10 protein-coding genes and 1 pseudogene are annotated in these 15,539 nt (G+C 56.2%); 10 read left to right on the forward strand and 1 reads right to left on the reverse strand.

Features of this window, described 5'->3' with window-relative positions; all coding sequences use genetic code 11:
• Window positions 1–178 (forward strand): annotated as a pseudogene (locus ABD931_RS29370) (IS110 family transposase); the annotation flags it as partial.
• Here ABD931_RS29370 and rsmA read toward each other — a convergent pair.
• Window positions 167–1,069, reverse strand: coding sequence for a 16S rRNA (adenine(1518)-N(6)/adenine(1519)-N(6))-dimethyltransferase RsmA (rsmA, locus tag ABD931_RS08605; protein ID WP_345266006.1), 903 nt, complete (start codon window positions 1,067–1,069; stop codon window positions 167–169). The pseudogene ABD931_RS29370 and the gene rsmA overlap by 12 nt on opposite strands.
• Window positions 1,070–1,209: 140 nt before the next feature.
• Here rsmA and ABD931_RS08610 point away from each other — a divergent pair, with 140 nt between their 5' ends.
• From ABD931_RS08610 to ABD931_RS08650, 9 genes are all read left to right on the forward strand, one after another.
• On the forward strand, window positions 1,210–1,818 hold the full coding sequence (locus ABD931_RS08610; RefSeq protein ID WP_345266008.1) for a hypothetical protein: 609 nt from the start codon (window positions 1,210–1,212) through the stop codon (window positions 1,816–1,818).
• A 22-nt stretch (window positions 1,819–1,840) separates the two neighbouring features.
• The gene (locus tag ABD931_RS08615; RefSeq protein WP_345266010.1) at window positions 1,841–3,154 is read left to right on the forward strand and encodes a hypothetical protein; all 1,314 of its coding nucleotides are present in this window, start codon (window positions 1,841–1,843) and stop codon (window positions 3,152–3,154) included.
• A gap of 108 nt (window positions 3,155–3,262) precedes the next feature.
• Window positions 3,263–3,637, forward strand: coding sequence for a hypothetical protein (locus ABD931_RS08620; RefSeq protein WP_345266012.1), 375 nt, complete (start codon window positions 3,263–3,265; stop codon window positions 3,635–3,637).
• Window positions 3,638–3,734: 97 nt separating this feature from the next.
• Window positions 3,735–5,225 carry a hypothetical protein gene (locus tag ABD931_RS08625; RefSeq protein WP_345266014.1) on the forward strand — a complete coding sequence of 497 codons (1,491 nt, stop codon included), beginning with the start codon at window positions 3,735–3,737 and terminating at the stop codon, window positions 5,223–5,225.
• Between the two features lie 29 nt (window positions 5,226–5,254).
• A complete protein-coding gene (locus tag ABD931_RS08630; protein ID WP_345266016.1) occupies window positions 5,255–8,824 on the forward strand; it encodes a hypothetical protein in 3,570 nt (1,189 codons plus the stop codon).
• An 11-nt stretch (window positions 8,825–8,835) separates the two neighbouring features.
• On the forward strand, window positions 8,836–10,227 hold the full coding sequence (locus ABD931_RS08635; RefSeq protein WP_345266018.1) for a tropomyosin: 1,392 nt from the start codon (window positions 8,836–8,838) through the stop codon (window positions 10,225–10,227).
• A 123-nt stretch (window positions 10,228–10,350) separates the two neighbouring features.
• Complete coding sequence (locus tag ABD931_RS08640; protein ID WP_345266020.1) at window positions 10,351–10,752, forward strand: hypothetical protein; 402 nt, start codon at window positions 10,351–10,353, stop codon at window positions 10,750–10,752.
• A 63-nt stretch (window positions 10,753–10,815) separates the two neighbouring features.
• Entirely contained in the window at window positions 10,816–11,712 is an 897-nt protein-coding gene (locus tag ABD931_RS08645; RefSeq protein ID WP_345266022.1) for a WG repeat-containing protein, read from the forward strand.
• 107 nt (window positions 11,713–11,819) lie between these two features.
• Window positions 11,820–15,518, forward strand: a complete 3,699-nt coding sequence (locus ABD931_RS08650; protein WP_345266024.1) for a PAS domain S-box protein — start codon at window positions 11,820–11,822, stop codon at window positions 15,516–15,518.
• Window positions 15,519–15,539: the final 21 nt, after the last annotated feature.

The following is a 15,539-nucleotide window of genomic DNA, read 5'->3' on the forward strand; positions in this document are numbered from 1 at the left end:
CATGTCGGCCATACAACACTGTCCACAACTGAGAACATACTATCAACGCAAAGTGGCGGAAGGCAAGAACAAAATGTTAGTACTCAACAATGTACGCAACAAGATTGTCCAACGGATTTTTGCCTGTGTTCGCCAGAACAGAAATTATGACGAAAATTATACGATTTCACTTGTTTAGATCATAGAAATCGATCCGATCCGGGTACGTGGGCGACGCTAGATTAGTGAGTTCCACAAAGTCCGCCACGCTCAATTGCTCGGCGCGTTTGTCGAGCAGCGGGTGCGTGAGCATGGTTTCGGGCAGGTTCAGGGATTTAAGGGCGTTGCGCAGTGTTTTCCGGCGGTTATTAAACCCCTGCTTCACTACCTGCACAAACCGGCGCTCGTCGCATCCCAGCGTTTCAACCGCATTACGCCGGAGGCTGATCACGCCCGAGTGAACTTTGGGCGGGGGATTGAATACGCCCGGCTCCACCGTGAACTCGTACTTGATGTCATACCAGGCCTGGAGCAGCACACTCAGAATGCCGTAATCCTTGTTGCCGGGGGGCGACGCAATCCGCTGGGCCACCTCGCGCTGCAGCATACAGGCCACCTCCGGAACCCGGTCGCGAATATCCAGTATTTTAAAGAAAATCTGCGACGAAATGTTATACGGAAAATTGCCGATCACCGCAAAGGGCTCGGTCCACAGATCCGACGGCTTTATCTCCAGAAAATCGCCTTCCATGATCCGCCCGTCGAGCTGCGGAAAATGCTGCCGCAGATACACTACAGATTCGGTATCGATCTCCACCACATGCGTCTCGAACCGCTCGTCTTTTAGTAGGTACTGCGTGAGCACCCCTGTACCCGGACCAATCTCCAGTACCTTCTGGTAGTTGCCGTGCCCGGACAGCAGACCCGCAATACGTTCGGCGATTCGTACCTCCTTCAGAAAATGCTGGCCGAGGTGTTTTTTGGGCCGGACAGAATCAGACGAACGGGATGCGGTCCGATCCGGCCGGGCCTGATTACCCCTGGCGGGACGGTTTTTGTCGGAGCGGCTGCGGTCGGGGCGATTGGGCATAAGCGAATGAAACGAGTTGGTGCCGCAAAGGTACGAGGCTGTCCCTATAACTAAATCACATGGACCGTGCTTCATAAAATTATAGCAAATTTATCCCGCATTCGCTACTTTTACCCGCTTTCGACGCCAGCAGGCTTTTCATGCGCGGTACTATTATTCATTACGACGAGCTGACCCGTTGTGGTCTGGTCAAAGAGGCCGGCGGCAGGGTACATTACTTCCGGGAAAATCAGTTGGTGCCGGGGTTCTCACCCGCCGAAGACCGGTCGGTATTGCTGACCGTAGGCAACGGCGAATTGCTGGCCATCGGGCCGGATGAGCCAGTGCCCGTAAGCAGCTCGCCATACCGGTCTCCGCAGCAGCCGGTACAGCGTACACCGTCGGCGACAGGGCTACTCAACTGGCCGGGGTTTGTGGTATCGCTGTCGGCACTGGTGGCTTTGTTTTTTGCCGGAGGGGAACCCAGTCCGTTGCGGGGCAGCAAAACACCCCCGCTGCTTGAGTCGGTTTGGGCCATAGCCGCTGCCGGGTTGCTGGCGCTGGAGGCTTACTGGTTTGCCAACGGGGCCGGTCGCTGGAAAGTCAGGCTCAATGTCTGGCCTATTGCGTTATGTTCGCTGATGGCCTACTGGCTGCAAAGCTGCGACGGCTTTGAGTCGGACACGGCCTTTGAGGCCTATAATTATCTGTTGCTGGTGCTTTTTCTGGTAGCTTATTGGCTGCCCTATCAACGACGTCATACTAACTAACCACTGACTCCGTTTTTATTGGATGATGAATCAGTCCATTCGCAATCTATCGAAATCCTGGCTTTTCCTGTTGGTGCTGGGCCTCCTCTTCGGCTGTGGTGGCAGCGACCGGGGAGAGAACTCAGGCCGAAAAGCGAGAACCACTAAAGACAAAACCGCTCCGGCGGCTGCACCGGCGGCCACGCTCAACGAAATCCACTTTTTTATGGAAACCTCGGCGAGCATGAACGGCTACCTGAAAGGCGGTACCGAATTCAAAGATGTGGTTTCGGAAGTCGTTACCAAGGCCAATACCATCAAACCCGTCACCGTCTACACCATCTCCGAGCAGCCGCAGCTGTATAAGGGTAATCCGGCCAAATTTGTGCAGGATTTGGCCACGACTCCATTAGCGTCTGGCCGAAGTTCCAAGCTGCACACCATCTTTGAGCAGGTGGCCAAAAAAGCCGGCAACAACAGCATCGCCATTCTGGTCACCGACGCCATTCTGTCTTTCCCCGACCAGGAAATCCGGCGCAACCCAGACATCAACCGCACCGATGCATCGAGTGTGCTGAAGAACAATATCTACGATGAATTTGTCCGGATGAACCGGCAGGGCATCGGCGCTACCGTGTATGCCTATCGTTCGGCGTATAATGGTACCTATTACGACTACCAGAATGCCAAGCAGACGCTGAACGGCGAAACCCGCCCGTTTTACATCTGGGTAATCGGCAAGCAGGAATTGCTGAACGACTTCAACGAGCGGATGCAGGAAATGCTGACCAACCAACCGGCCAAAACACTTTCGTTCGGTACCGGCAGCGCCCTGAAGAAATACGACCTGTTTTTCTCGCTGAACAAAAAAGGCGACTGGCGGGCTAAAAACGGCAACATCACCGAACTGAAGACCAAAGGCGGTGCCCCAGCCGAATTTGCCGTCGGTCTGGACCTGAACGGCCTGCCCGCCTACGCCCAGACCGAAGACTATATTCGCAAAAACCTGGTGGTTACCGCGAAAGATGCCTCCGTCAAGCTCGCTAATGTGCAGAAGAAAGAAGCCGTAACCAACACCAGCCGGTTGAGCGAGCGCGAGCAGCGGCTGCTCAACCAGTCGACGCACGTGCTGACGTTCCGGGTCGATAATGTATTCGGCGACGAGGCCAATGTAGCGGCTCGACTACCTGTTAAATTTGATAACTGGCCCGAGCAATGGTCGACGATGGATGACCGAACCGCCACCGGCCGCCAGAACAAAACCTTTGCCCTGCAGCACCTGATGAACGGCGTCAAAGAAGCCTACCAATCGGCAACCAACGATTTTTTGCAACTTACTTTTAAGATTGAAAAATAAGGACGTTTGAGGTTTAACGTTTGACGTTTAACGTGAAGCAGGCGAAGCCAACGTTAAACCTCAAACGTTAAACCTCAAACCTCAAACGTCAAACCTCAAACGTAACCAATGTTCACCTCCCTGTACGAACTCTGGCTGGGCCAGAACAATGATCCCATCTACGCCGACGAGATTTTTACCCCGGTCGGTATGCTTACTTTATTATTTGCGCTGGTAGTAGCCGCCGTGTTTTACCTGCTGCTTGGGCGCTGGAAGCCGGTCTTCGATAACACAACCCATTGGATAATCACGCTGGTGGTGGTGGCAATTTTCGGCTTTGTCTATGCGTTGAACTATGCAAAGGACCGCACCGGTGCCGAAGACGCCGACAGCTACATGCAGGGTTTCGGCGGCATCAACGCGCTCTATGCCGTTATCTTCTTTACTATTTTTTCCGCCTTGTTAAAGCGCTTTTCCATTTTCGCCAAACGAACACCCTTTTAAAAATGGTTTGAGGTTTGAAGTTTGAGGTTTGACGTTAGGGCTGGCACGCCATTTTTAACTTCAGACTTCAAACTTCAGACTTCAAACTAACCTGCTTATGAAACTATTTCTTTTTGGAATCGGGGGAACGGGGGCGCGGGTGCTGCGCTCGCTGACAATGTTGCTGGCTGCCGGCGCAAAGACCCCTGCCGACCTGACCATTATTCCCATTCTGCTCGATATGGATATGCAGAACGGCGATACCGAACGGGCGCTGCGGATTGTAGAACTGTACCGAACCATCCGCCGGGGAGCGTATAAAGACACGGCCGCCCAGAGTGGTCAGTCCGAACGGCGCACCTTCTTTGCTACGCCCATGCAGCCGCTGGGTACGCTGCAGGCCGATAACGCCCAGGAGCGCATCGGCGATTCTATTCTGCCCAAACTGACCGAGCACCAGGGGACGTTCGAAGAGTTCCTGAACGTCAGCAGCCTCGAAGATATTGACCGGGAGTTCCTGAAGCTGTTCTACGACAACTCGGCCCGGCCTACCAGCGCCGAACTGAAGCTGAACCTGTCGGTAGGTTTCAAGGGCAACCCGAACATTGGCAGTGTGGTGTTCAACTCGTTGGAAGACTCGGCCGTGTATAAGTATTTCACCGGCGCGTTCAACAACGAAACCGACCGGATCTTTATCATCAGCTCCATCTTTGGCGGTACCGGTTCGTCGGGCTTCCCGCAGTTGGTGAAACTGCTGCAGCATCCCAGCCAGAAAATGCCCATCCGCAACGCCCGTAAAGGAGCCGTTACGGTGATGCCGTATTTTGCGCTGGAAGAGAACGCCGGCAGTTCTATTGACCAGAACCGGTTTTTGTCGAAGACCAAGGCGGCCCTGTCGTACTACCAGAACCAGATTCAACTGGATGCCTTGTACTACATCGGCGACCGGCCTGGTGCCAAGCTGTACCCGAACGTAGAGGGTGGTTCGCAGCAGATCAACAACGCCCATGTGGTGGAGATGCTGGCGGCCGAGGCCGTGCTGAACTTCGCCATGACCGGCAACGATGATTTCGGCGACAACAAGCGGTACTACGAGTACGCCCTGCGACGCAACGACCGGAAACTGGATCTGCCGCACTTCCACGACCTTACGTACCACAACCTGCTGGAGCCGCTGATCCGGTTCTCATACGCCACCAAGTTCTTCACCGATTTTGTGCCGGTCAACATCAATGAGGCTTTCGCCAAGAACCTCCAGTTGCCGCAGCAGCTGAACACCAATACATTCTATACCTCGCTGCGCAATTTCATGAGCTTTCACTACAAGGAGTGGCTGCGCGAACTGGCAGAGAACGACCGGAGCTTCAACCCCTTTGATTTGAATGCCCCCTACAACTCGATGGTTCGCTCGAAGCAGATCGAGACCGGCTTCTTCAACAAGGGCATCAGCGACGGCTTTCTGAAAGAACAGGCCGGCAAAGCCGAAAATACCTTGCAGGCGGCTTACCCGCAGCCCGAAATGCGCTTTATGCAGGTGCTGATCGAAGTAGCCGAGCGGTGCCGGGAAAAACTCGGCCCCATTAACCGGGAACTGGCCGACGCCGTTTAAACCCTCCTTTTCAGCTTTTTTTGTGTACTATGGCTCATATCCTTCGTATTGATAACGATCCCAACGTTAGTGAACAAAATCACCAGGGTTGGACCGGCACCCAGGGCGGTCTGACCGGTAACCGCATCGAGCATATTCCCGATACGTTGTCGGGCGCGGCCGGTGGGGCGTCCGGAGTAGCCTCCAAAGCGGGCACCTCCATTCCGTCGCCGTTTGCGCGGCTGTATCTGTTCGATACGGCTTTCCGCATGGTGCGCAGCAACCTGAATCCCCGCGAGCTGTCGATGTACCATGTGCTGGTGTCGCACTGCCTGGATATGCTCGAACTGCTGTTCCAGGCCGGCAACAGCAATGATGTGACCTACCGCGTCTGGAGCCGGGCCGAGCGACTGACTACCTTAAGCCAGCGGACAAACTCTGCGCCGATGGGTTCCGCAGGACCGGTGCGGCATTCGCATCAGATCCTGGCCAAGGCGCTGGAACTGGACCTGCGCAACGAATTGGCCAATCTCCAGAATTTTACGCTGATCTATTACAAAAACGCCCTGCTGGGCGGTACCTCACCGCTGACGCTGGTCTTTACCTCGCCCAACTGGGAGCAGGAGCGGCAGAACAAGTTTATCGATCCGCCCAAAAGCACTACCGGCCGCATTCTGTTCCAGAACGAGTACATCCCGCTCCAGGACCGCGACGAGGCTTTTGTGACTTATATGCGCCGTTTATACGATCAGTACGGCAGTACGGCCCTGTACGGCGGTTTCAAAGATTACCTGTACAAGGTATTCTTCGACAACCCGGTGCCGCTGCCCGTGGCGCAGGGCACCACGCTCAGTAACTTTGACCCGATCACCATCGGGGGCGAAAGCAACTCGGCCCTGCAGGTGCTGCCGGGTTTGGTGCTCTACAAGGTGCGCGAGGCCGACCTGATGGCCGACATTGAGGAGAGCAGCGACTTTGTGCTGCAGCCGACGGTTACCCATTTCCAGCGCGAAACCCGCAACGGAGCCCCCACCAATGTCCGGCGGCCGCTGGCCCTGGCCTCGCGGATGGATGTGGCGGGCCGGTACGTGAAAAATACCCCCTGGAATCCGCAGACGGTGATCTTCCGCTCGTCGCTGAACAACCTGAGCGAAGACGGTCTGCTGGCCGACCGCTACCTGCCGGGTGTGGACAACGTACGGTACCCGTTTGTGACCACGGATGACTTCCTGGAAGATTTTCTGATCCGGATGCCGTTCAGGATCAACAACGAACGGTTTATGACCGGCACCATCGGCGACTCCGAATACCTGCTGCCGGTGCGGAAAGCGTATTTTAACTTTTTCCGGCCCGAAGATCTACAGAAGCAGCTTTCCATTCGGGAAGAAGACCGGGGACTGGGCCGCGTCCTGATTGCCTCGCTGAAGATCCCGATCCGCAACAACCGGACCATTGAGTTCCGGAAAGAATACGACCTGAACAAGCCCGAAACCGTGCTGGAGTTCCGGACCGGTCTGGCGTTCTTCCCCTTTTACCGCATTACCGTTCCCGACCCGTACTGGCAGAGCCTGAACAAATATACCGTGATGGTGGCCGACTGGAGCGAAGACAACTGCGGTTTCCGCCCGGCTACGTCGGTGCGGTTCTTCCAGCTCCCGAACATCGTCTCCAACCAGTGGCTGAACGTACCTACCCCGGAGTCCCGGACGCCCAAGGCCGATCAGCCGGCCTCGTACTACTATAAAGTGCCGCAGGACTTTGACCTGGTCGAAATCCGGCTCGAACGCGGGGGCGTACCCTATAACGGCCTGGTGCTGCCGAAATTTACCATCATCGACCAGAAAGGGTATAAGAATTACACCTTCGCCATCGACTTTGGTACGTCCAATACCCACGTCGCCTACGCCGATGCCGCCGTTGGGGGCGTAGAGCCGAAGGCCCTGACGGTGAGCGATACCAAAGTCAATCTGGATCAGGATGAATTGCAGATGGTATCGCTCAACAAGCCGTATGACGGTTATGAGGCCCGCACCATGTACGACAAATATCGGCTGCCGATCAGCTACGGCCGGTTGCCGCAGATGGATACCCTCATTCGGCGCGAATTTGTGCCCTCCATCATCGGTCGGGAGTACGGTTCGCCCTTTGTTTTCCCGCTACGCACCACCGTCTACGAAAAGAGCGGCTTTACCGACAGTGGCGACAACCTGTTCAGCAAGGTCAATCTGGGCTTCAACATCGACCTGGAAGAAGGCAGCACGGGCGTCAACCACTACATCACCAACCTGAAATGGCTGTTTGAGAACCAGCCGGGCGATACCCTGAACCGGCCACGGGTGCGGGCGTTCTTTGAAACGCTGCTGCTGCTGATCCGCAACAAAGTGCTGCTCAACCAGGGGAACATTCAGCAGACGAGTGTGGTCTGGCTGTCGCCGTCGAGTATGCGGGCGCTGAACGAAGATAATTTGGTGCAGGAGTGGGAGCAGGCCTTCCGCAACGTATTCGGCACCATCAACAACTTCCGGCAGCGACCCATTTCCGAAGCCCTGGCCCCGTATTTCTACCTCGTCAAGAACGGCGTAAAGTCCTTTGCCGATACCGTCAACGTGGATATTGGGGGCGGAACGGCCGATATTATGCTGTTTATGAAGCAGCAGGGCCGTTACCTGAACACCTCCTTCCGCTTTGCCGGGTACGACATCTGGGGAGGGGGGCTCAACGAGCAGGGGCATCCGTCGCATCGCAAAGACAACGGGTTTGTGAAGAACTACCTGACCTACCGGCGGACCCTCAACCAGGCCCCGGCGCGGGAGGATAACATCCTACAGACGTTCCTGGAAAAACCGGAGCTGACCGCCGAGGATATTGTCAGCCTCTTGTTCAAATACAACGACCATTTCAAGTTCATCCAGTCGATTCAGGACGGCAAACCGGCGCTGCGACTGGTGCTGTACCTGCACTACAGTGCCATTGTGTACCACCTGGTGCAGTTGATTGAGAGCCATCAGCTGGGACTGCCCCGCTACCTGACGTTTACCGGGCGCGGTAGCCAGTACCTGAACATGCTGGGCTCGCGGTCGCGGCTGATCACGTTCACCCGGATGTTGTTCGAGTCGTACACCAGGCTGCCGATTCCGACCGATTTTGAAGTGGTGCTGACGGATAATCCGAAGGAGACCACGGCCGCCGGAGCGGTCCTGTTCGAAAACGCCGGAGCCGAAAAGGCGCAGTACGAAAACCGGGAGACAACCTCGTACTGGGGCGATGAACTCGACCACCAGACGCCGTTTGAGTACCGCCGGACCAAGATTGGCGAAGCCAGAGCGCAGACCGATTTCCATAATTCGGTACTTAATAATGTGAAGAACTTCCTGGAAAAGACGCTGCTCAACCGGGATATAGCGTACTTCCTGAGTGAGTACAATATCCAGACACCGGAGCGCTACTACGAATATCTGGTGGGGACCGATGTCACACGGGGCGGTATGGTGTACGACAGCTACATGCTGGCCAGGGTAGGGCTGGAGAGCCGGCCGAACGAAGCGCTGGCCGAAACGTTCTTCTTCCTGCCGCTGAAACACGCGCTCTACGAACTCTCAAAACACATTGCCGAATCCTGACCACTGGGAAGATGCAACGATTATTGCCTGGAATACTGATGCTGACCAGCCTGCTCGTGGGCTGGCCGGCATCGGCTCAACGTTCAACTACCTATCAGACACAGGTCGAAACGGCTACGTTTCAGATGCTGCGGGCTACCGTAGAATTTCTGGCGAGCGATACCAAAACGTTCGGCTACGTCAGTCGACCCAAATGCGACGACTGCACCACTGACGACGATTTGCAGTTGTTTATCAAAGAGAATAAACTACAGCGGGCCGACGACTTGGTGCGGGATGGGCGTCGGAAAAGCCAGGATCTGCAAAGGCGTACGCCACCGACCAACCCCGAGAATACCAACCGGGTACTGTCGACGCTACAGACGTATCTGATCGATAAGGTAACGGCCGGCATAGGCCGCCGGCACCGGCTTCAGCTACCGGCGTACAGCACCTACAAGGCGGAGCTTGACCGGATTGTGAGCGAGGCCGTCACGGTTCCGGTGGCCGACAGTGCCCTTGCCCAGAATACGCCATCGGAGACCGAAACCGATACCAGTTCAAGTTCACTTCCACCACAAAACGAACCAGCTATGAACGAAGCGCAGGCGATTGACTATGGTTTTTGGGCCTTGTGCCTGTCCATCCTAAACCTGGCCGGACTCCTTTACCTGTTGTTTTTTAAGCGCCCGCCGGCAGCGCCCGTTGAATCCCGGCAACCGGCTGCGGGGGAGCAGATCAGGGAACTAAGCCACCGGCTGAAAGTGGTGGAGAGTGAGCGGGTAAAGCTGGAGAATCGGGTGAAACGGCTGGAAGAGGAGCGCGGTCAGGTGCAGGGCCTGCAAAACAAGGTGCAGGCGCTGGAGACAGCCGCGCAGCGTACCGAGCAAAACATGGCCCGTGCCGCCGAAGCGCTTTCGGTAGCGTCGGGGACCGTGGCCCCTCAGGCGGCTTCCCGGCCAACGCAGCCGGCGGATACCAAACCTCCAGTCTCTCCGGCAGCGCCATCGCAGGCGTCGGCACCGGCATCCCCGCAACCGGCCGCTCAGGCCTACCGGCCGGGGCAAAGCGCTGCACCGGCTCAGCCCGCCAACCGTATCAAGCCCAAAATAACTACCTTTTATGCCCGCAATGCCGATTTAGGCGACGGTTTCAGCGTCAGCAGCCTGCTGACGGCACCCGACCGCGATACCGTTTTTGAAATTCAACTGGTTAACGACGGACAGGCCGAATACCGGGTGGCCGATAACGCCGATGCCCAGCGAATGGCCCTGTCTGACCCATATTCGTTCCTGAACGAGACTTGCATGTATATGACGCAGCCGCAACCCGGCAGTCGTATCCGCACCGACCAGCCGGGAAAACTGGCACTCCAGGGCGAAAAATGGACCATTACCGATAAAGCCCAGATTAGTTTTGTATGAGTCGTTTCGGTGTTTGGCGGGTTTGTTCAGTTTGAGGGCTTGAAAAGTTTGAGTAGTTTGGCCGGTCAATACAAATGCGGTTAAATGCACACCGCAAACGCCCCAACTAGCCATACCTGAATAATGACGCTGGAGGAACTAAAAGAACGGATCAAAGACGAGATTGTCCTGCACGAGGGCGATGTGGCCGAGTGGGAATGGCGTCAGAAAGGCCTGACCGCCGAAGCCCAGCAACTCGGTCTTTCGCCGGCCGATTTCTCCCGGCTGGTCAACCAGGTCAGTTACGCCGTTGCCCCGGATTTTGGTCGGATCAGTGAACTGAAGAGCCGGATCATCGACACGGCGCAGAAGCAGCAGAAACAACTTTACCAGAGCGACATGCGGTCGTTTGTCGAAGAAGCCGACCGCGCCCGGCTGTCGCGTGCGTTTGTGACCGACAAGTGGATACCGGCCTTGCTCGACGCCATCCCCGACGCCCCACCGGCCCCCACCCCGGTACCCCCTAGCCAACCACTCAACCAATAAACCACTCAACCAAACCCCCTGGCAACGGAGCCACCCCATGAACCGGAGCCGTCTCTGACCCGGATGTTTGCCCCGGAGCCGCCAAAACCAGAACCAATACCCACTCCACCACCCGCGAAACCGGCTGAACCAGACCTGCGGCCACAGGTTCGGGAGGAAGTGAAGCGGTACCTCGACCGGTACGACAAGCAGATTCCGGCCAACGCCATTCAGACCTTGTTCTCGCTGCTCGACTACGATGCGCAGGTTGTTGCGGCCGAGGTACGTGCCTACCTGACCGACCATTTTTATGCCTCGGTCAACACGCCACAAGGGCCGAACCTCCGGGCTAAGCTGGCTTCGACCGACTGGAAGCACCTCAGCCACTGGGAGCAACCGCAGGCTCCGCCGGTAAAATCACCAACCTTACCGACTCCGCCTAAACAGACAGCAGCCGCTAAAGCCGTGGCCCCACCAAAGCCGGAAAAATCAGATACGTTCATTATCCTGATGGCGGTTCTGGTGGTGCTGGTACTGATTGCCCTGACGCTCTGGGTGGTCAAGTCCGAAAAACAACCGGAAGAGCCGGTAAAGCCGAGCCGGTCCAAGCGCAGCACCGCAGCTTTATCGGAACGAAAACCAGCCTCGCAGTTAAAAAAGCGAAAGGCGGCTCGGCAGCACGAGGATGTAGCCACCGACGACCGGACCGGCAGTAGCTCTCCGGAAGCAACACCGGTGGTACCGAAACCGGCACCGGCTACTACCACCTACGATGAGGTAGTGGAGGGCTCCGGTGACTCGGGCCTCCGGGCCGCCCGCAAAGGAAAAAAGTGGGGCTTTATCGGTCCGGATGGCCGCTGGGTAATCATGCCCAGATACGAATCCGTCGGGGATTTTCACAATGACCGGGCGCTGGTAATCCTGAACGGAAAATCTATGCTGATAGACCCGACCGGAACGCGTATTGCAGCTTCTGAATAACCGCCCTGGGTGTATTTGTTTGGTACGTATGGTACAAAGCCCATAAAATTTTGTAAATTTAATCTGGCTGTTATCACCACGGAATTCCTACTTAACCACCCACAGGGATGCGCTGGTCTGCTAAAACCAAAGAAGAACTGGTTGCCGAAATCCGGCGGCTGAGTAAAGAACTGGATATTTTGAACTCCCTCGAAAACTTTCCCCGCACCCAGCATGTGCCGCTGTTCGACGTGCGGAAGACCGTCGACCAACTGAACCTGATCGGCCTGACCATCGAAAAAGACGGGACCGTATCGTATATCAATCCGTACACCTTCCGCGTCACGGCCTGGCAACCGGAGGAGGTGGTCGGCAAAAACTTTTTTGACGTCTTCATCCCGACCGATGACCGGGAGCAGGTGCAGCAGGACTTTACCGAAGCGCTGGATCGGGGCGGCTTTCTGGAACATAAGGAAATTGACCTGCTGGCCCGGAGCGGTGCCCTGCGCAATGTTCACCTTAACTCCCTGATCGTTAATAACGTTTCGGGCGTTATCACCTCGTTTACCATCATCGGCGAGGATATCACCAACAAAAAACGGGTAGCCTCGGCCCTGTCGTACTCCAACGCGCAGTTACAGGACCTGGTCGATAACACCAGTGACCTGATTCAACTGCTCACCCTCGACGGGAAGTTTATTTTTGTGAACCGGGCCTGGCGCGAGGTGCTGGGCTACAGCTCCGATCAGATTGCGGCCCTGAACCTGACTGATGTTCTGCACCCGGATTATGCGGATACCACCCTGGACCGGTTAAAGCGTATTCAGGAAGGGGAGAAGGTACCGTATTTCGAGACGGTGTTCCGGAGCCGCAGCGGCAAAACCATCTTTCTGTCGGGCAGTGTCAACTGCCGCTACGACCAGGGCCGGCCCACGGCCTTCCGCTGTATCCTGCACGATATTACCAGTAAGATCCGGGCCGAAAAAGCGCAGAAGCTGTACTACAGCATTGCCAACTGGACCATCAACACCCGGAACCTGGACGACCTCTACCAGAAGATCCACGAAGAACTGGGCAACATCATCGACGCCCGCAACTTCTTTATCGCCCTGTATGACCAGGGAAAGAACTACGTGCACTTTCCGTACTACGTCGACGAATACTTCCAGGGAAATCTGCGCTTCACCAAGCGGAGGCTCGGCAGTGGGCTGACCGAGTACACCATTCGGGCCAACAAGCCCCTGTTCCTGTACGAAAAAGATATTCGGACCCTCTCCGAGCAGCATCAGATCGACCTTTATGGGCAGCACCAGCCGAAGGTGATGCTCACGGCTCCGCTGCGGATCGGCGACGAGATCACGGGCATTATCGGCGTGAAATCGTACGACGATGACCGCACCTACGGCCCCCGTGACCTCGAACTGCTGGAGTTTATTTCCGGACAGGTGGCGCTGGCCATTGCCCGTAAGCAATACGAAGCGGCCCTGAACAAGCAGACCGCCCGGCTGAACGCTATTTTCAACAGCAGCACTTACCTGATCTGGTCGGTAAATAAATCGCTACAGCTGACCTCGTTCAACAGGAACTACACCCGGATGATCGAAAACCATCTGGGCGAGACGCCGGCCCTGAGCATCAGCACCGAAAAACTGGGCTGGCGCATGATCGGCGAGGAAAACCGGAAGATGCTGGAGGAAAAATACCGGATGGCATTCCGGGGTATTCCGCAGAACTTCGAGATGTTCTTCGAGTCGAAGCGGGGCGACACCTGGCTGGAGTTCCACCTGAACCCCATTCTGCTGTCGGGCGGTGTTATCGAAGAAGTATCGGGTATTGCGCGGGATATTACCAACCGGAAGCGGGCCGAACTCAGCCTGCGCCAAAGCGAAGAGAAGTTCCGGGGTATTTTCGAAAACCTCCAGGACATCTACGTTCGCGTCGACCGCAAGGGCCGTATTACCATGGTCAGCCCGTCTATTTTCAAGCGATCCGGCTACACGCCCGACGAGGTGCTGGGGCAGGATGTGACGCAGTATTTTGTGGATAAGAGCGTCATTCGCCGGGCCATGTTCAAGCTGGTGCGCAACCGGAGCCTGCGCAATTTTGAGGCTACCCTCCGGCGGAAAGACGGCACCGAAAAGCAGTTTATGTTTAACATGCTGCTGCTGAAAGACGAGCAGGGCAACTACTCGGTGGTGGCCGCCCTGGCCCGCGACATTACCGAACTGAAGCGGCAGGCGCAGGAACTGGTAAAGGCCAAAGAAGAAGCGGAGCGTTCGCTGAAGGTGAAAGAGCGGTTCCTGGCCAACATGAGCCACGAAATCCGGACGCCCATGAATGGGGTGATCGGTATGATCGACCTGCTCATCGATACGCCCCTTAACGACGAGCAGCGGGAATATGTCCGCACCATCAAGCGCTCGTCGGAGACCCTGCTCAACATCCTGAACGATATTCTGGACCTGTCGAAGATCGAGGCCGGCAAAATGGTGCTGCACGAGGCTCCGCTGGCGTTCCGGGAGGTATTCGATAAACTGATCGCCTTGTTTTCGCAGCAGGCCAATGCCAAAAACAATACGCTCAGCTACCACCTGAGCGACGATCTGCCGACGTACATCATTGCCGATCAGACGCGGCTGCTGCAGATCCTGTCGAATTTGACCTCCAACGCCATCAAATTCACCGAAAACGGCTCGGTCCACGTCGACGCGTCGGTGGTGAGTAAGCGGGGCAAGTTCAACCGGGTACGCGTTGAGGTAAGGGATACCGGCATTGGTATCTCGCCGGAGAACATTGGGCTGCTGTTCAACTCGTTCAGCCAGGTCGATACATCGTCAAAGAAGTCATTTGGCGGAACCGGTCTGGGCCTGGCGATTTCCAAAGAACTGGCGCACCTGATGAAAGGCGAGGTGGGCGTGCATTCCGAAGTAGGGCAGGGGAGTACGTTCTGGTTTACCATCGAAGTAAAGGAAACCGCCATTGCCCCAACCAGCGCCAGCGTAGAAGCCGCCGAAGTGACACTGGTCGACTTCTTCAAAGACGACCATCCGAGTGTGCTGCTGGTGGATGACAATGCCGTAAACCGGAAAGTAGCCAGTGAAATTCTGCGAAAAGCCGGCTGTGTCATCACAACAGCCGCCAGTGGTTTCGAGGCCATCGAGCAGTTCGGCCGGTCGCTGGAGGGTCCGGCCCGGTTCGACCTTATCTTTATGGATATTCAGATGCCCGACATGGACGGCGTAGAAACCACCCGGCAGATGCGGGCGAAATTCGGCAGTCGGCTACCGACCATTGTGGCCATGACCGCCTACTCTATGCGTGAAGACCGCGAGCGGTTCCTGAGCCAGGGCCTCGACGATTACATTGCCAAGCCCATTCGGGCGCATAGCCTGATTACCAAAGTAAAGGAAATTTACGATGCCGGTAAATCGCGGAAGGAGTCGGTTCAGTGGCAGCAGAAGCAGCAGGTGATTGCGCAGAACATGGCGGTGCCGGTCATTGATGCTGAGATTGTCGGGCAACTGCGTGAACTGGGAGGGCAGGAGTTGGTAGATTCCATCTTTGAGGAGTTCGTCGACGAAGCCTCCGAACTGGTGCAGAGCTCACTGGATGCCTATGCCCTGGGCGATATTGCAACGGTGAAGAGTCACCTGCACACCCTGAAAGGCAGCGCCGGCACCATCGGGGTGACTGCCGTAGCCCACATTGCCCGCGACGCCGAAGGAAAGCTGAAGACCAATGATACCGATACGCTGGGCCACGATCTGAAGCAGTTGAGCGAAGCCTTCCAGAAGTTCCTGGAGACGCATAGAGGGTTGATTGGTTGATTGGGTTGTTAGGTACGTGGT

Source organism: Nibrella viscosa (assembly GCF_039541875.1).
In the GTDB taxonomy this organism is placed as follows: domain Bacteria; phylum Bacteroidota; class Bacteroidia; order Cytophagales; family Spirosomataceae; genus Nibrella; species Nibrella viscosa.